The following is an 18,342-nucleotide window of genomic DNA, read 5'->3' as shown; positions in this document are numbered from 1 at the left end:
TATTATTGGTCAATGAACGGATAAAAAACAGGAAACTATGGATAATTTTCCTATTTTATTCTCTTATAATCGGGAAAAAGAATACTTTTGTTATCATAAAATAAGCATAATCTATGAAAGCATCTTCCAATAATCTTTTAAGCATCATAAAGGGACCACGACAGTTTGTGATTCCCATTTATCAGCGTACATACAGTTGGCAACTGGTTCAATGCAATCAATTGTTGAATGATATTTTGCGTATTAGCAACGATTCTGCCGTCCAGGGGCACTTTATCGGTTCTATCGTTTATTTTCAGGAGAGCATACATACAGTGTCCGATGTGCCTAAACTTCTGGTTATTGATGGACAGCAGCGCTTGACCACTGTCTCTTTGCTGATAGCGGCTATTGCCGATTTTATAAAAGAAAATGCAGTAGAGATAGATACCAGCTTCACTAAACTTCAGAACTATTATCTGATCAACCCGGAAGAAGATAATGAATTGCGGTATAAACTTCTGCTGACCCGGAGAGATAAAGATACCTATATAAATTTATTGAAAGGGATTCCTCGGTCCGAGGGGATGTCACAACGCATCATTGAAAACTATGACTTCTTTAAAAGTAAGATAAACAAGGAGAATGTGGTAGCTATTTATAGCGGGGTACAGCGACTGTTTGTTGTGGATGTGGCTCTTGAAAAGGAGAAGGACAATCCACAATTGATATTTGAAAGTATGAACAGTACGGGACTTGATTTATCACAAGCCGACTTGATTCGCAATTACGTGCTGATGGGACAAGAAGTTCACTTGCAGACCTCACTTTATGAATCTTATTGGTACCCTATGGAACAAGGATATGGTAGTGAATATGCGGCGCTGTTTAATAGCTTCATGCGCGATTACTTATCAGTGAAGACAGGTACCATTCCTCGTATCGATATGGTGTACGATGCTTTCAAGGCCTATGTGATAGGGGGAAAAGCTCCCGATACTATCAGCGAAGTAGTCAAAGACATTTATACTTATTCCGGATATTACGTCAACATGGTTCTTCACAAAGAGCCGGATAAGCTGCTTTGCGGGGCTTTCAAACGCATCAGCCAGTTGAGGGTTGACGTTAGTTACCCGTTTTTATTACCGTTGTACAACGATTATGTCAACGAAGTTATCAGCAGGGACGAGTTCTACGAAGCTCTTTGTCTGGTTGAGAATTATGTGTTCAGACGTGCCATTTGCGGCATACCGACAAATAGCCTGAATAAGACGTTCGCTACTCTCTATAAGTCATTCGATAAAGCGAATTATATGGATGGTCTGAAAGCTGCATTCCTATTGCTGGATAGTTATAAGCGCTTTCCGAACGATACGGAGTTCACCACTTTCCTACAAACCAAAGATGTTTATAATTTCCGTAACAGGAACTACCTTTTAAATCGGTTGGAAAATTTTCAGCGTAAGGAGATGGTGAATATTTCTGATTATACCATCGAACATGTCATGCCTCAAAATCCTAATCTATCACACGAATGGCAAGAGATGTTAGGGGAAGGTTGGGTAGAAGTCCAGGGTAAATATTTACACACACTTGGTAATCTGACTCTGACAGGTTATAATTCGGAATTGAGTGATCGTCCGTTCCAAGAAAAGAAGAGTATGGAGGGAGGTTTCGACGATTCTCCTATTCGCCTCAATTCATATCTGAGGAGAATCAGTTCGTGGAATGAAGAGCAAATACTTGTGCGTGCGGGGCAATTGGCTGAGAAAGCTAAAGAAATATGGAGGTTTCCGTTATTATCGCCGGAGACACTCGAAGTTTATAGATCTGCGGAGAGAGATCCTGCAGAGTATACGTTGGAGCACTATGAATATCTGAAGGGAGACATACTTACTCTGTTTCAGGCCTTGCGCAGAAGGATAATGAATATAGATCCTTCCGTAAAGGAGGAACTCAAGAAGTTGTACATTGCCTTTAAAGCTTATACTAACTTTGTGGATGTCGTGCCTCAGAAATCCCGGTTGCGCCTTTCTCTAAATGTAGCATTTGCAGATATACTTGATCCAAAAGGTTTGTGCAAAGATGTATCCAACTTGGGACGATGGGGCAATGGCGATGTAGAAGTCGGTATTTCGAATATGAATGAATTGGATGATGTCATGGAGTTGATTCAACAAGCGTTTGATAAGCAAATGGAAGCGAACTGATTGTTTTTGTGCGTGATGTAGTCTGCTATGAATAACTTTTGTTCGGCATGTATTTAAATATGCTGGGCAAAAGTTATTTTTTTATTTCTGGATAGGTGGTTTGCTTTTGTGACAGTCGTGTCGGTTTTGAATGCAATAAAGAAGGCTTTAGTGCTTTTAGAAGGTCTAACCAAAAAAGAAACTGCAAACGTATTCATAACATTTAATTTAATTGTTAGTAAATCAAACGTTCTTATGAATTCAAATTTGAAGCTGAATATTATGTGTCGGAGACACGAAAGGTAAAGGTACAATATTTTAAAAGTAACCAATATATAACATTCATCAGTTCAGGTGGTTAGAATACATGAATGTTACGCATGGATTGGTCGCACGGGTTACTAATAGTTGGTCGCACATTATACACACTATATTTAAAAGTGTAGCAAAGGTAAGAACATAAAAAAAGCACTAATATATTGAATATCAGTGCTAAATATTTGTTCGTCATTCTCCTTTGCGGTGCGTACGGGACTCGAACCCGTGACCCCATGCGTGACAGGCATGTATTCTAACCAACTGAACTAACGCACCAATTTTATTTTTAAATTAAGACTTGAGATGCGGTGCGTACGGGACTCGAACCCGTGACCCCATGCGTGACAGGCATGTATTCTAACCAACTGAACTAACGCACCAGAATTTCATTTCTTAATTGCTATCTCTCTCGATTGCGGTTGCAAAGGTAGGCATTTTTCCGAAACCTGCAATAGCTGAACGAAAAGTTTTTTGAAAAAAATGAAGCTGTTTTGGCTTAGTTCCTCATTCTGAACGTATTTAGTTTGAAAAAAAAGTGTGAAAAAATAATAGTCTTATCAGGTCTCGGTTATCTCTCTGTTTTTCCATTCGGATAATACTTATTCATTTTATATGCCTAAAATCTTTCTATCTGTTATAAATCTATCTTTTAATTCAAACTTCTTGCTCTGATTTTTCGTGGTTTTGCAATAATTCGTTATTTTTGCGAACTAAATGTAGAACATTAAAATGAAAGTAGCAGTTATCAAATATAATGCAGGCAACATCCGTTCTGTGGACTATGCCTTGAAGCGCTTAGGGGTGGAAGCAGTGGTTACATCTGATAAAGAGGTGCTGAAAGCTGCCGATAAAGTGATCTTTCCCGGGGTGGGAGAGGCCGAGACTACCATGCTTCATCTCAAGGAGAGTGGCATGGATCATTTCATTAAAGAACTCCGTCAGCCGGTGCTGGGCATTTGCCTGGGCATGCAACTGATGTGCCGCTTCTCCGAAGAGGGGAATGTCGATTGTCTGGGTATTTTCGATACCGATGTGAAACGTTTTGCTCCTCGGAAGCACGAGGAAAAAGTTCCCCACATGGGATGGAATACCATCAGCTGCCTGAAGAGTGACCTGTTCAAAGGATTCACCCGTGATGAATTTGTCTATTTCGTACATAGTTATTATGTGCCCGTCAGTGAATTTACCGCTGCCGAAACCGATTACATCCGGCCTTTCAGTGCCGCTTTGCATAAAGATAATTTCTATGCCACCCAGTTTCATCCCGAAAAAAGCGGTGAGGCGGGCGAAAGAATTATAAAGAATTTCCTGGAGCTTTAGTCCCTCCGGGATTTTAAACCGTAAATTGAAAACAGATAGATGATAGAATTGATTCCGGCCATTGATATTATCGATGGGAAGTGCGTACGCCTCTCCCAGGGAGATTATGGCAGTAAAAAGGTATATAATGAAAATCCGGTAGAAGTTGCCAAAGAGTTTGAGGCCAACGGTATCCGGCGTTTGCACGTGGTGGATCTGGATGGAGCCGCTTCGCATCATGTGGTCAACTACCGGACACTCGACTTGATATCCAGTCGCACATCGTTGATTATCGATTTCGGCGGTGGGTTGAAGAGTGATGAAGATCTGATAATTGCTTTTGAGAATGGTGCGCAGATGGTGACCGGCGGTAGTATTGCCGTCAGGAACCCTGACCTGTTTTGCCGTTGGATCGACCGTTATGGCAGTGGGAAAATCATTTTGGGAGCCGATGTTAAAGATCGTAGAATAGCTGTCAACGGATGGAAAGACGAAAGTACTTGTGAACTTTTCCCTTTCTTGAAGGATTATACCCAGAAAGGAATTGAGAAAGTGATCTGTACCGACATCAGTTGTGACGGCATGCTGGCGGGGCCATCTTTGGATTTATACAAAGAGATTCTGGCAGAGCATCCCACTCTTTATCTGATAGCCAGTGGCGGTGTGAGCAGTATAGCCGATATTGAAGCGTTGCACGAAGCCGGGGTACCTGCCGTTATTTTCGGTAAAGCCCTTTATGAAGGACGTATTACTTTGAAAGAGCTTCAGGCATTTCTTTAACGGTAGCATAGCGGGGTAGAGTTGTGTTTATGCCTGTCGAAAGTCCGGTGTGTGCTTTGTAGTGAATCATTTGTCAAACGTAAAATCGTATATATATAGTTGTGTTAGCAAAAAGAATCATACCTTGTCTTGATATCAAAGACGGTCAGACCGTAAAGGGGACGAATTTCGTAAACTTGCGCCAAGCCGGTGATCCGGTGGAGTTGGGACGTGCTTATAGCGAGCAGGGGGCAGATGAGTTGGTTTTTCTCGACATTACGGCCAGCCACGAAGGTCGCAAAACTTTTGCCGAGCTTGTTCGGCGAATAGCTGCCAATATCAGTATTCCGTTTACTGTCGGGGGAGGGATCAACGAACTGAGTGACGTAGACCGCCTGCTCAATGCCGGTGCCGACAAGATTTCCATTAACTCTTCCGCCATTCGCAACCCGCAGCTGATAGACGATATTGCCAAGCATTTCGGGTCGCAGGTATGTGTGCTCGCGGTAGATGCCAGACAGACCGGAAACGGATGGAAATGTTATCTCAACGGTGGGCGTATCGAGACTGACAAAGAACTGAGGACGTGGACCAAAGAAGCTCAGGAGCGCGGAGCCGGTGAAGTGCTGTTTACCAGTATGAACCACGATGGAGTGAAGACCGGATACGCCAATGAAGCCCTGGCGGAGCTGGCTTCCCAACTCTCCATACCCGTTATCGCATCGGGCGGAGCAGGCCGGATGGAGCACTTCCGCGATGCTTTTACACTTGGTAAAGCAGATGCCGCACTGGCAGCCAGTGTTTTTCACTTCGGAGAAATTAAAATTCCCGAATTAAAATCGTATCTTTGCGGCCAGGGAATTACCGTCAGGTAGAAAGCGTAAGCAAATCTTAGCCTGAAGATTAAAGAAAGAATAGAAACGAATCAGACTCACCACAGAGTAGCACAGGGTTCCACAGAGATGGTTTTCTCTTAATATCTTATAAACAAGAGATTAAAACGCTGTGAGACTCCATGTTACTTTGTGGTGAATCAAACTCAAAAATATAATAAATAAGAACCATGGATTTAGATTTTGATAAAATGAACGGACTTGTTCCGGCCATCATACAAGACAACGACACCCGCAAGGTGCTGATGCTTGGCTTCATGAATAAAGAGGCTTACGAGAAGACTGTTGAAACCGGGAAAGTAACCTTTTTCAGCCGTACCAAGAACCGTTTGTGGACCAAAGGCGAAGAGAGTGGTAATTTCCTGAATGTCGTTTCTATTAAAGAAGATTGCGACAAAGACACGTTGTTGATTCAGGTAAATCCTGTCGGCCCGGTATGCCATACCGGCACCGATACTTGCTGGGGCGAGAAGAACGAAGAGCCGGTCATGTTCCTCAAACTGTTGCAGGACTTCATCGACAGACGTCACGAAGAGATGCCCGAGAAGTCGTATACCACCAGCTTGTTTCAGTCCGGCATCAACAAGATAGCGCAGAAAGTAGGCGAAGAGGCGGTGGAAACAGTGATCGAGGCTACCAACGGTACAGATGACCGTTTGATATACGAAGGTTCCGACCTGATTTACCACCTGATTGTATTGCTGACCTCTAAAGGATACCGCATCGAAGATCTGGCACGCGAATTGCAGATAAGACATAGCGACTCATGGACGAAACACTGATTCACTATACCGATGTAGAGATACATCAGCAGGAACTCTGTGTGCTGAGCGAAGTTAATTTGCAACTGCACAAGGGGGAGTTCGTTTATTTGGTGGGTAAAGTGGGCTCCGGCAAGACCAGCCTGCTCAAAACCCTCTATGGCGAGCTCGATGTGACTGCCGGTGAGGCCGAAGTGCTCGGTTATCGGATGACATCCATCAAGCGCAAGCACATTCCGCAGTTGCGGCGCAAGCTGGGCATTGTTTTTCAGGATTTCCAACTGCTCACCGATCGTACGGTGAACGATAATCTGGAGTTTGTGCTTCGTGCCACCGGATGGAAGAATAAACAGGAAATCAAGGAACGCATAGCCGAAGTACTCAACCTTGTCGGGATGGAGAATAAGGGCTATAAACTGCCAAACGAGCTTTCGGGCGGTGAGCAGCAGCGCATCGTGATAGCGCGTGCCATGCTCAACTCTCCGGAGATTATCCTGGCGGACGAACCTACCGGAAACCTCGATGTAGAGACCGGAAAAGCCATTGTAGAGTTGTTGCATAACATCTGTCAGGCCGGATCGCTGGTAGTGATGACCACTCACAACCTCCAGTTGGTAGCCGAATATCCCGGACAGGTATACCGGTGCGCCGAACATCGCATTGTCAATGTGACGGACGAATTTGTGAAGAAAGAAAATAATTAATATACATACTAATTTTAACACAGTAACGAAAATGAAAGTTTTAAAGTTTGGAGGAACTTCCGTAGGTTCTGCACAGCGGATGAAGGAAGTGGCCAAATTGATTACCGATGGTGAAAGAAAGATTGTTGTCCTCTCGGCTATGTCGGGCACAACAAACACATTGGTGGAGATTTCCGACTATCTGTACAAGAAGAATCCGGAAGGTGCCAACGAGATTATCAATAAGCTGGAGGCTAAATATAAACAGCATGTTGACGAACTTTACGCTACTGAGGAGTATAAACAGAAAGGCCTGGAGGTCATAAAATCTCATTTCGACTACATCCGTTCATACACCAAAGACCTCTTTACATTGTTCGAAGAGAAAGTGGTGCTGGCACAGGGCGAGCTGATCTCCACCGCTATGGTCAACTACTACTTGCAGGAGTGCGGTGTGAAGTCCGTGTTGCTTCCGGCTTTGGAATATATGCGTACTGATAAGAATGCGGAACCCGATCCTGTTTATATTAAGGATAAACTTCAGGCACAATTGGATCTCTATCCGGATGCTGAAATTTATATCACTCAGGGATTCATCTGCCGCAATGCTTATGGCGAGATTGATAACTTGCAGCGTGGCGGAAGCGACTATACCGCTTCATTGGTCGGTGCTGCCATTCACGCTTCCGAAATTCAGATCTGGACGGATATCGACGGTATGCACAATAACGACCCGCGCATTGTCGACAAAACGGCCCCGGTGCGTCAGCTGCACTTTGAAGAGGCTGCCGAGTTGGCTTATTTCGGTGCCAAGATTCTACACCCGACTTGTATCCAGCCGGCTAAGTATGCCAACATACCGGTTCGCCTGCTGAACACGATGGATCCGCATGCCCCGGGTACATTGATTTCCAATGATACCGAAAAGGGCAAGATCAAGGCTGTTGCGGCTAAGGGTAATATTACTGCCATTAAGATTAAATCGAGCCGCATGTTGCTGGCACACGGTTTCCTCCGCAAGGTATTCGAAATCTTCGAGAGTTACCAGACTTCCATCGATATGATCTGTACATCTGAGGTAGGAGTTTCCGTATCTGTCGATAACACCAAGCATCTCAACGAAATCCTGGATGACCTGAAGAAGTACGGAACCGTTACCGTCGACAAGGATATGTGTATCATCTGTGTCGTGGGTGACTTGGAATGGGAGAATGTAGGTTTCGAAGCCAAAGCGCTCGATGCCATGCGTGACATCCCCGTGCGTATGATTTCGTTTGGCGGTAGCAACTATAATATCTCCTTCCTGATTCGTGAGTGCGACAAGAAGGTGGCTTTACAGTCGCTCAGCGACATGTTGTTCAACGGCAAATAGAAACCGAATTAGGTTCACCACAGAGTGACACAGAGTCTCACAGAGTTTTAATCTTTTGATAATATAATAGGATGATGAAGAGAAAAAACTTTCCCTGTGAGGCTCTGTGTGACTCTGTGGTAGATCAAACTCAAAACTGATTAGTAACTTTTCAAAATGAAAACTGTATTCCCCATTCATAAATTTCGCGAGTTGCCGACTCCTTTCTATTATTATGATACGAAAGTGCTTCGCGACACGCTGGCGTGCGTCAACCGTGAGGTGGCACGTTACGACAATTTCAGTGTACACTATGCCGTCAAGGCCAATGCCAATCCTAAGGTACTGACCATCATCCGCGAAAGTGGACTGGGTGCCGATTGTGTCAGCGGAGGCGAAATCCGCGCTGCCATCAAGGCCGGTTTCCCTGCCGGGAAGATCGTTTTTGCCGGAGTCGGTAAGGCTGATTGGGAAATCGACCTGGGACTCGATTACGATATTTTCTGTTTCAATGTCGAGTCGGTGCCTGAGTTGGAAGTCATCAACGAGCTGGCTGCCGCCAAAGGTAAAGTTGCCAATGTAGCTTTCCGCATCAATCCCAATGTAGGTGCGCATACCCATGCCAATATCACTACCGGATTGGCCGAAAACAAATTCGGTATCAGCATGCACGATATGGATAAGGTGATCGACGTGGCTTTGGAGCTGAAGCATGTGAAGTTCATCGGTCTTCATTTCCACATCGGTTCTCAGATTCTCGATATGGGCGATTTCATAGCGCTATGCAACCGTGTCAACGAATTGCAGGATAAGCTCGAAGCCCGTCACATCCTTGTGGAGCATATCAACGTAGGCGGTGGGCTGGGCATCGATTATGATCACCCCAACCGTCAGCCTATTCCGGATTTTGCCGACTATTTCCGTACATACGACGAGCACCTGAAGCTTCGTCCGCATCAGACTTTGCATTTTGAGCTGGGACGTGCCATCACGGGACAATGCGGTTCGCTGATTTCAAAAGTACTTTATGTCAAGCAAGGTACCAACAAGCAATTTGCCATCCTCGATGCGGGCATGACCGATTTGATTCGTCCCGCCCTCTATCAGGCACATCACAAGATGGAGAACCTTACTTCCCAAGATCCTGTGGTCGAAACTTATGACGTGGTGGGCCCCATCTGTGAGTCGTCCGATGTATTCGGCAAGGCTGTCGATCTGAATAAGGTGAAGCGTGGCGATCTGATAGCCCTTCGTTCTGCCGGTGCTTATGGCGAGATTATGGCTTCAGGTTATAACTGCCGTGAACTGCCGAAAGGGTACATCTCAGAGGAGTTGGTGTAATGCTGTCATAGGCCGGTTGTCCGGTAGTCCGGATGATTTAAGGAAGATTTCTCTTCTTTTTTCACTTTCTCCGAACAACCTTTCTTTTAAAATTGTTATTTTTGTAGTGATTTTAATAACCTAAAATGAATACGATCATGATTTCAGAAAAATTACAGAATGCAATTAACGAGCAGATTTCAGCCGAGATGTGGTCTTCTAATCTGTATTTGTCTATGTCTTTCTATTTTGAAAGAGAAGGTTTCAGCGGTTTTGCACACTGGATGAAGAAGCAGTCTCAGGAAGAGATGGGGCATGCTTATGCCATGGCCGATTATATTATCAAACGCGGCGGTATAGCCAAAGTAGATAAGATTGACGTTGTTCCCACCGGTTGGGGTACTCCTCTTGAAGTGTTTGAGCACGTCTTTGAGCACGAACGCCATGTTTCTAAACTGGTAGATGCCTTGGTTGACATTGCCGCAGCCGAAAAAGATAAAGCGACTCAGGATTTCCTTTGGGGATTCGTTCGCGAACAAGTAGAAGAAGAAGCCACCGCTCAAGGGATTGTCGATAAGATTAAGAGAGCCGGTGATGCCGGTATCTTCTTTATCGATTCTCAGCTCGGTCAGAGATAAGTTCCGGCCGACGCAAGCCTGAATGATGGACAGTAAACGATGGACAAGCTATGCGATGCAGCGTGGCCTGTTCATCGTTTATGGTTTAAAGGCGGTTCATCTTATTTCTTCCGCCGTATGCTTGGATAGTTCTTTTTTAAAACTTATATTTGTAGGATAGATATTATTCGTATATGATGGAACAGAAAGACAGGTATATTCGTTTTGATTGGGCGGTGAAGCGCCTGTTGCGTAACAAGGCCAATTTCGGCGTGTTGGAGGGTTTTCTCACCGTTTTGCTGGGTGAGCCCATCCGTATCGTCGAGATTCTGGAGAGTGAAGGCAATCAGTTGAATGAAACGGATAAATTCAACCGTGTCGACATAAAGGCGCGTAACAGCAAAGACGAGATCATCATTGTGGAGGTTCAGAATACCCGTGAGATTTATTATCTGGAACGTATTCTTTTCGGTGTTGCCAAGGCGATCACGGAACATATCGAGTTGGGTCAGCTCTACTCTGAGGTTAAGAAGGTGTATTCCATCAGTATCCTCTACTTTGATATCGGTCGTGGTACTGATTACCTTTACCACGGTCAGAACTCTTTCGTGGGTGTCCACACGGGCGACCTTCTGGAGGTGAGCACCAAAGAGAAGAACGCCATCGTCCGTAAATTGCCTGCCGAGATCTTTCCTGAGTATTTCCTTATTCGTGTGAACGAGTTCAACAAAGTGGCTGTCACGCCCCTTGAGGAGTGGATTGAATATCTCAAGACAGGTGTGATCCATCCCGACACCAAGGCTCCGGGACTGGAGGAAGCGCGTCGTAAACTTGTCTATTATAACATGAATAAGGCAGAACAATTGGCTTATGATGAACATATCAATGCGATTATGATTCAGAATGATGTATTGAGTACGGCAGCTATGGAAGGCCGCCAGGAGGGTCTTGCCGAAGGTCGCCAGGAGGGGCTTGCCGAAGGTCGTATGGAAGAGAAGCAGGCGAATGCCCGAAGGATGAAGGCATTGAACCTGCCGGTCGAAACCATCTGCCAGGTGACAGGATTGTCCGCCGGAGAGATAGAGAACTTGTAAATTCCGTCTTCTCCGTCTTATTCCGTCTTCCCCTCTATTCATGGGGGGTGTGTTAAAACTCGTATTTACCATAGATTACGCAGATAGATAGTATTGGTTATCAATAGATTAAAAATTATCTTGTGTAAATCAGTGTAATCTGTGGTGAGTTATGAAACATCCTCTCTTTGTCAGGTCCCTGTGGTGACTGAAGCACGTATTTATGGGTTGGGGATTCAAGATCTATGTTTTTTCCCGGAATAGGTTCAGTCGATGTATTCATAGTATTTCATATTACAGGTTATTAAGTGTACCGTTCTTTCCCGAACGGTATGACAAAGTTAAGCATGGAAAGGCAGCGATGCAAGAAAGTGATGCAGAGTGCCGCATTACGGCGCAAAAAGTCACAGTGTCCACTGCAAGGCAATGCACGCTCTGCCGGGGTGAAACCGAGCCTCGTCCGGACTCTTCCGGACCCTCTGTTTCCGTCATTCGGAGCCTCTGAATCACCAACATGGATACCAACATGCTTTAGTATTCGTAATACGCTGTTGCTCAGCTTTTTGTGCGAGCGAAATTCGAGGCCGCCAACATGCAGACCTGCACATAAATAAATAATAAACAAAAGATATATAAAATATATCAGTCGAATTTGCGGTCGGCGAACAGTTTTTGAACCCGATCCGCCGCACCGGGCATTCTCCGGAATTTACCACGAATTTTGAAGTCCATGTATGTTGCCGTTTGGGCCCCGGCCCGTCATCGTCACCGAAGTGCTACTTGGCCTTTTACTGATAATAGGTATTTAGATCCGGGTGGTATCTTTGGTAGTACAACACGTAAAATACAGAAGAAAATGTTATCTTTGTATTTACGAGTATAAGAAAAATAAAGAAGAGTGCCAATTGTTGCATCCCTTACATTTTGTAACCAAGTGTGAGAATCTAAAAAATAATTGTGTACATTTGCAAAAGACTAACTTCAATGCCCCATGGATACACCGATCAATGCCCCGCTTAGAAAACTCCCGATAGGGATACAGAGTTTTGAGAAACTGCGCTCCGAAAATTTCCTTTATGTAGATAAGACCGCATTGATTTATCGGCTGGCTCAAGCAGGCAATCCCTGTTTCCTGAGCCGTCCCCGCCGCTTTGGCAAAAGCCTGTTGCTTTCTTCTTTCGAGGCGTACTTTCAAGGTAAGAAGGAACTCTTCCGCGGATTGGCTATCGAGAAATTGGAAAAAGAGTGGCTACAATATCCCGTGCTGCATCTCAGCCTCAATGCGGAGAAGTATGACAGTCGTGAGGGGCTGATCGATATACTTGAGCGGCAGTTGCGGCAGTGGGAAGAGTTATACCGGACGGGAGGGGAAGGTATTACGCACTCCGGACGTTTCATGACCGTCATCCGGCGCGCCTGCGAACAGACGGGGCGCCGCGTGGTGGTGCTTATCGACGAATATGACAAACCCTTGCTGCGTTCGTTCGACAGTCAGGAGTTGCAACACGACTTCAGGGAGACGCTGACCGCTTTCTATACTGTGCTCAAAGATGCCGACCCCTGGTTGCAGTTCGTCTTCATCACCGGAGTGACCAAGTTCGCGCAAATGGGTATTTTCAGTAATCTGAACCAACTGAACGATATCAGTTTCGACCTCGACTATAACACCCTTTGCGGCATGACCCGTGCGGAGATAGAAGCTACCTTCTCTCCGGAATTGGAAGCCCTGGCAGTGAAAAGTAATGCGACCTGCCGGCAGGTGATGGACCGGCTGACTCGCCAATATGACGGATACCGGTTCACCAAAGACGAGGAATTCACCTCCATGTACAATCCCTTCAGCGTGTTGAGTGCCTTGCAGAAGCGTTCGTATGGCAATTACTGGTTTGCCAGCGGCACGCCCACCTTCCTGGTGGAGATGCTGCAGAAGACCGATTTCGACTTGAGGGAGATGGAGGGTATTGAGGTGAATGAGGCTTCGCTGAGCGACGACCGCGCGGATATAAACAATCCGATACCCATGATTTATCAAAGTGGATATCTGACGATTAAGGACTACGACGAGCGCTTCCGGATGTACACGCTGGGGTTCCCCAACGAGGAGGTGAAATATGGTTTCCTCAACTTCGTCAGTCCCTTCTACACTCCTATAGCCCAGACAGACACCTCGTTCTATATCGGCAAGTTCATCCGCGAGTTGGAGAGCGGTGATGTGGACGCTTTCCTCACGCGCCTGCGCTGCTTCTTTGCCGGTATCCCCTACGATCTGAACGACCGCACGGAGCGGCATTATCAGACGGTGTTCTACCTCGTCTTCCAGCTTATGGGGCAGTTTACGGAGACGGAGGTCCGGAGTGCCCGGGGGCGTGCCGATGCGGTGGTGAAGACACCGGACTACATCTACGTGTTTGAGTTCAAGCTGAACGACAGTGCCGAGGCTGCCTTGAGGCAGATTGATGAAAAGGGATATCTGCTGCCCTATCAGGCGGACGGACGGAAAGTAGTGAAGGTGGGTGTAGCCTTCGAGAAGGAGGAACGGAATATTGGAGAGTGGATGATAGGAGGATGATGCGTCCTTATGATTCCTCTTCAAGGAAACATACACACTGACACAAAGCAGTCAGGATGGATGCTATGTGCGAGACGATGGATCCGTGACGAAGCACAATAGCTCTGGGAGAGTCTTCGTGCTCGCTGGTGATTTCGGCAAGTCGGATGGCAGAGTAATCTGTGTGCATCTTTCATCCTGGATAAATCATAGAGAGTGTTTTTAGTTTAGTCTCTATGTATACGGCTTTTATCCTCCTCTTTCTCTCTTAAAATACCCCAGTATCGTGCAAGGCGACAGTTTGTGGCGGTCGTGATAGCGTGATTCGAACTCGTAGCGGGTGCAGAGCCAGCGGCAGAAGCAGCGATAAGTGATGCGCAGGTTCAGGCGCCTTTGCAGATCTTCGTAAAACATGGAGATCCGGGTAAAAAAGTCGTTTATCTGCTTTTGGGGGATTTTTCGTTTCCGGGGGGCTTGTGGTGAGGCAGCCTCTTCCTCCTTGGCTATCAGGTACCGCAGCACACGGATGTCTTTTTTTACCGTTTCTTCTTGTTCGTGCAGTCTTTGTTGTTTCTCTTCCTTCTTTCTTAGTGACTCTTTCAGGTCTTGAATGCTCTTTTTCATCTTACTTTGAGGTTTGCATGGGATGGCTGGATGCCAATGTTTGTTAAAATGACGTTAGGATCGGCAAAGATATACAAAAAGAGTATAGCATATCGTCCCGGGGATTGTTCTGCAAAGTCTCTTTAGATGTTTTTTGTAAAGATATAGATTCGGTTATCCGACTATTTACACAATTTATATTTAAAGATGATTTGTAAACTAAAAACAATGAATAAGATGAATGAAACATTAACAGTATTTATGATTTCGGAGATTGAAAGGCTCCGTGAAGAGGGACGTGAACCGGCCCGGCGTATCTACCATAATATGCTGCGTACGCTCAGGGAGAGTGCAGGAAAAGAGGAGATCGGATTTGAAGAGGTGACTCCGGTGTTTCTGGGCAAGTATGAACATTGGCTGCTGGGCAAGCGGTTGAGCTGGAACACGGTATCGACTTATATGCGTGCCCTGCGTGCGGGCTACAACCGGGGGATGAAGGGGCGTCCGGGATATGTCACCGGGCTTTTCGATAAGGTATATACCGGTACGCGCTCCGACGTGAAGCGTGCCGTGGATGCCCGCACGGTGGGGCGTATGATCCGCATGTCGGGGTGTCCGGATGAATCGGCCTCGGCGAAGGCTGTGGACTGGTTTGTACTGATGTTTATGCTGCGGGGCATCCCGTTTGTCGATCTGGCACACTTGCGCAGGAGCAATCTTGATAAGGGGGTGTTAACCTACTGCCGGCATAAAACGGGGCAGGAGGTCAGCATTAGCGTGCCCCGTGAGGCGATGGAAATTATCAATAGGAGGATGGTTGAGAACTGCCATCCGAGTTATCTGTTGCCTATTTTGGGGCAGCCCCGCACCCGAAAGCGGCATACAAAGAAGGCATTGACTCCTTATCAGGAGTACCAATATGCGTTGCGTAACCTGAACCGCCGGTTGGAACGGGTGTCGGTGGATTTGAGATTGGGCGGCAGGCTCAGTTCATACACTGCGCGCCACACGTGGGCCACGATTGCCTTTCATCAGGAGACACCCGTGGGAGTGATCAGCCGTGGACTGGGACACTCTTCGGTAAAAGTTACGGAAACTTACCTGAAACCTTTCGGGGATAGGGAAGTAGATCGGACAAACAGGAAGATACTCAACTATGTGCTGAATGCGGTTTAAAGATAAAATGATTTGAATGTATTACACTTATATACAGGGATATAAATAGTCTGTTACTTTGTAGGTAACGGCAATGAATAATTGCTGCAAAATTGGATATTATTTTTCACACAAACAAATAAAAAGGCAAGTTTCTCAATAAAAAGATAATTAATTTTAAAAAAGATGCATGCTTAGCATTAGTTTTCCCTATTTTCTCTTAAAAAAGCAATAAGAAGGGTTGTCCACGTTGATGTAATTTAACGCGGACGAACATTTTATTGTCATCATCGGATGTATTTTATTATTTAATTCATATTATTGGGTTCAGAACGCTTTCTGTATTCGTTATCTGTTAAATGCCGTTACCTACAAAGTAACGGTTGATCACACAACAAAACAAAATAGCTTATGCTTACGCCGTTAACTTTGACAGCCATATCTGTCTTACGTCATATTTCCTCTCACGAAACAGGAAATCTCCAGGATTTGGAATGTGGTTGTAAGCCTCTTGACGAACTCCTGGGTCAACTGGAATCCGCGGGGTTGATACGTGTCAGGACAGACCAATCCGGCAGTGGCATTCCGAAAACCTATGAACTGACCCGCCCTCTTTTCCGTATCTCCCTGCTCGATTTGATGGAAGCCGTGGACCAGCATCTGAACTGTAATCAACCGGATTGTGAGAAAATGTATGCACGTTATCATTATGCCGCCCATAAGCTGGGCATTGTCAACCAGATGACCCGTGCCTATCTGTCGGAGATACCTCTGACAGATTTATAGGCGGATTGGCGGATATGTTTCAGATAAACTAACAGAATGAAAAAACAACTATTCATATTGCTTTTGCTTGTTTCGGGCAATGTACTGGCGCAACGGGCAGCGGTTAAAACCAATTTGCTGCACGATGCAGCGACGGCACCTTCGCTTGCTGCCGAGTGGGCGTTTGCCTCCCGCTGGACACTCGATGTTGCGGGAAGCGCCTGTCCGTGGAACTTTGCGGACAACCGGAAGTGGAAATTCTGGATGACGCAGGGTGAGGCACGCTATTGGCTTTGTCAGTCATTCTACGGACACTTTCTGGGTGTGCATGCCGGTGGGGGAGAATACAACCTGAGCCGGGTGCATCTTCCTTTTGTTTCCCGTTCGGCTTCTTACCGCTACGAGGGGTGGGCGCTGATGGCGGGGTTTTCATACGGTTACTCGTGGGTGCTCGGCAAACGCTGGAATCTGGAGGCTACCATAGGTGCAGGGTGGGTGCATGCCCAATACAAACGTTTTAATTGTCCGGTCTGTGGTGAATATCGGGGAGCGAACAAGAAAAATTTTCTGGCGCCGACCCGTGCGGGCATCAGTCTGATTTATATGTTAAAATAAAAAGTCTTATGAAAGAGAAGATACGATCGACCCGTTTAAGAATGTGCTTTCGGAAGATGCCGCCGACAGTCTGCTTCCTGACGCTCTTTGCGCTGTGCTTCGGTGCGCTGTCTGTCCGTGCGGCAGATCCGTCCGGAAGAGTAGCCCTTACCGCCGTCCGAATGCAGCGTGCGGGTGGACAGGTATATGTCTCGTTTGCCGTAAAGATAGCCCCCCGTGCAGTGCGTGCCCGTCACCGCTGGGTGATTACCCCTTGTCTGGGCAACGCCTCGGATAGTGTGTTGCTTGGCCCGTTTGTGGTGACGGGACGCATCATGGCGCGCAAGGAAAATCAGCGGCGCCTATTGGCCGGCCTTCCGGACCGTGACGTCAATCATCGGTGGACCGCCCGCAATGGAGACACCTTCTTGTATACCGATACGTTGCGCTATGCCCCGTGGATGGAGAATGGCTTGAACCTGCGGCTCGACATCGACCGGGAAGGTTGCTGCCGGGTACAGACAGTGGGAAGCATCGTCTCCTCCGGCGCTTTTCCGGTGGCTTTGCCCTATCGTCCGTCGGTTAGTGAGCTCACTCCGAGGGTGAGCCGGACGGTGGCGGAACATGCGGATGACTATCCGTTCCTGTGCGAGGCAGGCAGCCGCCCCCTGCATGAAAGCGGCATCGGTATTCGCTTCCGTGCGGCATCGGCAGTGGTGGATACGCTGTATTCCGCCAATGCCGGAAACCTGCGCCGGATAACGGAAGCCATCGGGTTGCTGCGTGCGGACAGTTGCGCATTCCTGCAAGGTATCTCGATCAGCGGATATGCTTCGCCCGAGGGCACGACGGAACTGAACCGGAAATTATCGGCGAAACGTGCCGAAGCTCTGCGGCATGCTCTCTCGGTGCGCATGAACCTGCCTGTATCGTTGTTTGAACTGAATGCCGGAGGAGTAGACTGGGACAGGCTGGCCGAACTGGTGAATGGGAGTGACATGACATATAAGGAGGAAGTGCTCGCTATTCTCCGCAGTCATCCGGAGGAAGAGCGGAATGACAGGCTGAAAGCCTTGGCGGGCGGGCGTCCGTATCGTTCGGTGCTGGATGTGCTCTATCCGCAGTTGCGCGATGCCTGCTACATCCGTGTGCAGTATGCCAACCGCCCTGACAGCGTGGCGGATACGGTGAACCGTGCGATAGAAGCCATTCGGGGGCGGAAGTATGAAGAGGCATTCCGGTTGCTGAAGACGGTGGAGGCGGACGAACGCTCGTGGAATGTACGGGGAGTCTGCCATCTGTTGTGCGGAGACGACAAGGAAGCCGGGCTATGGCTGCATAGAGCGGTGAAAGCCGGAAACCGGGAAGCGGAAGAAAACCTTAAAAAGATGAATGCGGAACGACGGGCCGCTACCATCGGTATAACGCAATAAAT

Annotated in this window: 17 protein-coding genes and 2 tRNA genes; 15 read left to right on the top strand and 4 right to left on the bottom strand. The window is 46.9% G+C overall.

The annotated features are described in order from the left end of the window. Window positions 1–113 precede the first annotated feature (113 nt). Entirely contained in the window at window positions 114–2,189 is a 2,076-nt protein-coding gene (locus BF9343_RS13855; protein ID WP_010993174.1) for a DUF262 and DUF1524 domain-containing protein, read from the top strand. Between the two features lie 499 nt (window positions 2,190–2,688). Here BF9343_RS13855 and BF9343_RS13850 read toward each other — a convergent pair. Both BF9343_RS13850 and BF9343_RS13845 read right to left on the bottom strand, forming a co-directional pair. Further along, window positions 2,689–2,762 (bottom strand) — tRNA-Asp (locus BF9343_RS13850). Between the two features lie 30 nt (window positions 2,763–2,792). Further along, window positions 2,793–2,866: transfer RNA gene (locus tag BF9343_RS13845), tRNA-Asp, on the bottom strand. Between the two features lie 349 nt (window positions 2,867–3,215). On the opposite strand from BF9343_RS13845, the gene hisH reads away from it, so the two are divergent. From hisH to BF9343_RS13795, 10 genes are all read left to right on the top strand, one after another. Further along, a complete protein-coding gene (gene hisH, locus BF9343_RS13840) occupies window positions 3,216–3,806 on the top strand; it encodes an imidazole glycerol phosphate synthase subunit HisH (RefSeq protein ID WP_010993172.1) in 591 nt (196 codons plus the stop codon). A 39-nt stretch (window positions 3,807–3,845) separates the two neighbouring features. Then, a complete protein-coding gene (gene hisA, locus BF9343_RS13835; RefSeq protein WP_010993171.1) occupies window positions 3,846–4,565 on the top strand; it encodes a 1-(5-phosphoribosyl)-5-[(5-phosphoribosylamino)methylideneamino]imidazole-4-carboxamide isomerase in 720 nt (239 codons plus the stop codon). A gap of 101 nt (window positions 4,566–4,666) precedes the next feature. Further along, window positions 4,667–5,419, top strand: a complete 753-nt coding sequence (gene hisF / locus BF9343_RS13830) for an imidazole glycerol phosphate synthase subunit HisF (RefSeq protein ID WP_010993170.1) — start codon at window positions 4,667–4,669, stop codon at window positions 5,417–5,419. A gap of 188 nt (window positions 5,420–5,607) precedes the next feature. Next, window positions 5,608–6,219, top strand: coding sequence for a bifunctional phosphoribosyl-AMP cyclohydrolase/phosphoribosyl-ATP diphosphatase HisIE (hisIE, locus tag BF9343_RS13825; RefSeq protein ID WP_005788819.1), 612 nt, complete (start codon window positions 5,608–5,610; stop codon window positions 6,217–6,219). Continuing rightward, window positions 6,204–6,902 carry a cell division ATP-binding protein FtsE gene (locus BF9343_RS13820; RefSeq protein WP_005788818.1) on the top strand — a complete coding sequence of 233 codons (699 nt, stop codon included), beginning with the start codon at window positions 6,204–6,206 and terminating at the stop codon, window positions 6,900–6,902. The genes hisIE and BF9343_RS13820 overlap by 16 nt, the downstream gene beginning before the upstream one ends. Window positions 6,903–6,933: 31 nt before the next feature. Next, a complete protein-coding gene (locus BF9343_RS13815; RefSeq protein WP_005788816.1) occupies window positions 6,934–8,253 on the top strand; it encodes an aspartate kinase in 1,320 nt (439 codons plus the stop codon). Between the two features lie 156 nt (window positions 8,254–8,409). Beyond that, complete coding sequence (gene lysA, locus BF9343_RS13810; RefSeq protein WP_005803068.1) at window positions 8,410–9,573, top strand: diaminopimelate decarboxylase; 1,164 nt, start codon at window positions 8,410–8,412, stop codon at window positions 9,571–9,573. Between the two features lie 137 nt (window positions 9,574–9,710). Continuing rightward, complete coding sequence (locus BF9343_RS13805; RefSeq protein ID WP_005788812.1) at window positions 9,711–10,190, top strand: ferritin; 480 nt, start codon at window positions 9,711–9,713, stop codon at window positions 10,188–10,190. 173 nt (window positions 10,191–10,363) lie between these two features. Further along, window positions 10,364–11,263, top strand: a complete 900-nt coding sequence (locus tag BF9343_RS13800) for an Rpn family recombination-promoting nuclease/putative transposase (protein WP_005788808.1) — start codon at window positions 10,364–10,366, stop codon at window positions 11,261–11,263. Between the two features lie 970 nt (window positions 11,264–12,233). Then, window positions 12,234–13,811 carry an ATP-binding protein gene (locus BF9343_RS13795; RefSeq protein WP_005818232.1) on the top strand — a complete coding sequence of 526 codons (1,578 nt, stop codon included), beginning with the start codon at window positions 12,234–12,236 and terminating at the stop codon, window positions 13,809–13,811. A gap of 7 nt (window positions 13,812–13,818) precedes the next feature. Here the strand turns inward: BF9343_RS13795 and BF9343_RS23755 are convergent, their stop codons facing one another. Beyond that, window positions 13,819–13,980, bottom strand: a complete 162-nt coding sequence (locus BF9343_RS23755; RefSeq protein ID WP_010993168.1) for a hypothetical protein — start codon at window positions 13,978–13,980, stop codon at window positions 13,819–13,821. Between the two features lie 59 nt (window positions 13,981–14,039). Further along, window positions 14,040–14,414, bottom strand: a complete 375-nt coding sequence (locus BF9343_RS13790; protein WP_005788800.1) for a hypothetical protein — start codon at window positions 14,412–14,414, stop codon at window positions 14,040–14,042. 207 nt (window positions 14,415–14,621) lie between these two features. On the opposite strand from BF9343_RS13790, the gene BF9343_RS13785 reads away from it, so the two are divergent. From BF9343_RS13785 to BF9343_RS13770, 4 genes are all read left to right on the top strand, one after another. Further along, window positions 14,622–15,569 carry a Tsr25 family tyrosine-type DNA invertase gene (locus BF9343_RS13785; RefSeq protein ID WP_017141893.1) on the top strand — a complete coding sequence of 316 codons (948 nt, stop codon included), beginning with the start codon at window positions 14,622–14,624 and terminating at the stop codon, window positions 15,567–15,569. A gap of 390 nt (window positions 15,570–15,959) precedes the next feature. Then, window positions 15,960–16,334: a helix-turn-helix domain-containing protein gene (locus BF9343_RS13780; protein ID WP_005788797.1), complete on the top strand. Its 375-nt coding sequence runs from the start codon at window positions 15,960–15,962 to the stop codon at window positions 16,332–16,334. Window positions 16,335–16,370: 36 nt separating this feature from the next. Further along, on the top strand, window positions 16,371–16,928 hold the full coding sequence (locus tag BF9343_RS13775) for a DUF3575 domain-containing protein (RefSeq protein ID WP_005798618.1): 558 nt from the start codon (window positions 16,371–16,373) through the stop codon (window positions 16,926–16,928). Window positions 16,929–16,936: 8 nt separating this feature from the next. Then, the gene (locus tag BF9343_RS13770) at window positions 16,937–18,340 is read left to right on the top strand and encodes an OmpA family protein (protein ID WP_010993167.1); all 1,404 of its coding nucleotides are present in this window, start codon (window positions 16,937–16,939) and stop codon (window positions 18,338–18,340) included. Window positions 18,341–18,342 lie beyond the last annotated feature (2 nt).

Origin of the sequence: Bacteroides fragilis NCTC 9343, assembly GCF_000025985.1 — a bacterium.
Taxonomy (GTDB): Bacteria; Bacteroidota; Bacteroidia; order Bacteroidales; family Bacteroidaceae; genus Bacteroides; species Bacteroides fragilis.
The sequence above is the reverse complement of the archived record's forward strand: the minus strand, read 5'-3'. Positions and strand labels throughout refer to the sequence as shown.

What these genes read in the sequence shown, in the direction of transcription:
- hisH (WP_010993172.1), top strand. Translation starts at nt 3,216, where the DNA reads ATGAAAGTAGCAGTTATCAAATATAATGCAGGCAACATCCGTTCTGTG.
- hisIE (WP_005788819.1), top strand. Translation starts at nt 5,608, where the DNA reads ATGGATTTAGATTTTGATAAAATGAACGGACTTGTTCCGGCCATCATA.
- BF9343_RS13775 (WP_005798618.1), top strand. Translation starts at nt 16,371, where the DNA reads ATGAAAAAACAACTATTCATATTGCTTTTGCTTGTTTCGGGCAATGTA.
- lysA (WP_005803068.1), top strand. Translation starts at nt 8,410, where the DNA reads ATGAAAACTGTATTCCCCATTCATAAATTTCGCGAGTTGCCGACTCCT.
- BF9343_RS13785 (WP_017141893.1), top strand. Translation starts at nt 14,622, where the DNA reads ATGAATAAGATGAATGAAACATTAACAGTATTTATGATTTCGGAGATT.
- BF9343_RS13800 (WP_005788808.1), top strand. Translation starts at nt 10,364, where the DNA reads ATGATGGAACAGAAAGACAGGTATATTCGTTTTGATTGGGCGGTGAAG.
- BF9343_RS13805 (WP_005788812.1), top strand. Translation starts at nt 9,711, where the DNA reads ATGATTTCAGAAAAATTACAGAATGCAATTAACGAGCAGATTTCAGCC.
- BF9343_RS13820 (WP_005788818.1), top strand. Translation starts at nt 6,204, where the DNA reads ATGGACGAAACACTGATTCACTATACCGATGTAGAGATACATCAGCAG.
- BF9343_RS13790 (WP_005788800.1), bottom strand. Translation starts at nt 14,414, where the DNA reads ATGAAAAAGAGCATTCAAGACCTGAAAGAGTCACTAAGAAAGAAGGAA.
- BF9343_RS13855 (WP_010993174.1), top strand. Translation starts at nt 114, where the DNA reads ATGAAAGCATCTTCCAATAATCTTTTAAGCATCATAAAGGGACCACGA.
- hisA (WP_010993171.1), top strand. Translation starts at nt 3,846, where the DNA reads ATGATAGAATTGATTCCGGCCATTGATATTATCGATGGGAAGTGCGTA.
- BF9343_RS13815 (WP_005788816.1), top strand. Translation starts at nt 6,934, where the DNA reads ATGAAAGTTTTAAAGTTTGGAGGAACTTCCGTAGGTTCTGCACAGCGG.
- BF9343_RS13770 (WP_010993167.1), top strand. Translation starts at nt 16,937, where the DNA reads ATGAAAGAGAAGATACGATCGACCCGTTTAAGAATGTGCTTTCGGAAG.
- BF9343_RS13795 (WP_005818232.1), top strand. Translation starts at nt 12,234, where the DNA reads ATGGATACACCGATCAATGCCCCGCTTAGAAAACTCCCGATAGGGATA.
- BF9343_RS23755 (WP_010993168.1), bottom strand. Translation starts at nt 13,980, where the DNA reads ATGCACACAGATTACTCTGCCATCCGACTTGCCGAAATCACCAGCGAG.
- BF9343_RS13780 (WP_005788797.1), top strand. Translation starts at nt 15,960, where the DNA reads ATGCTTACGCCGTTAACTTTGACAGCCATATCTGTCTTACGTCATATT.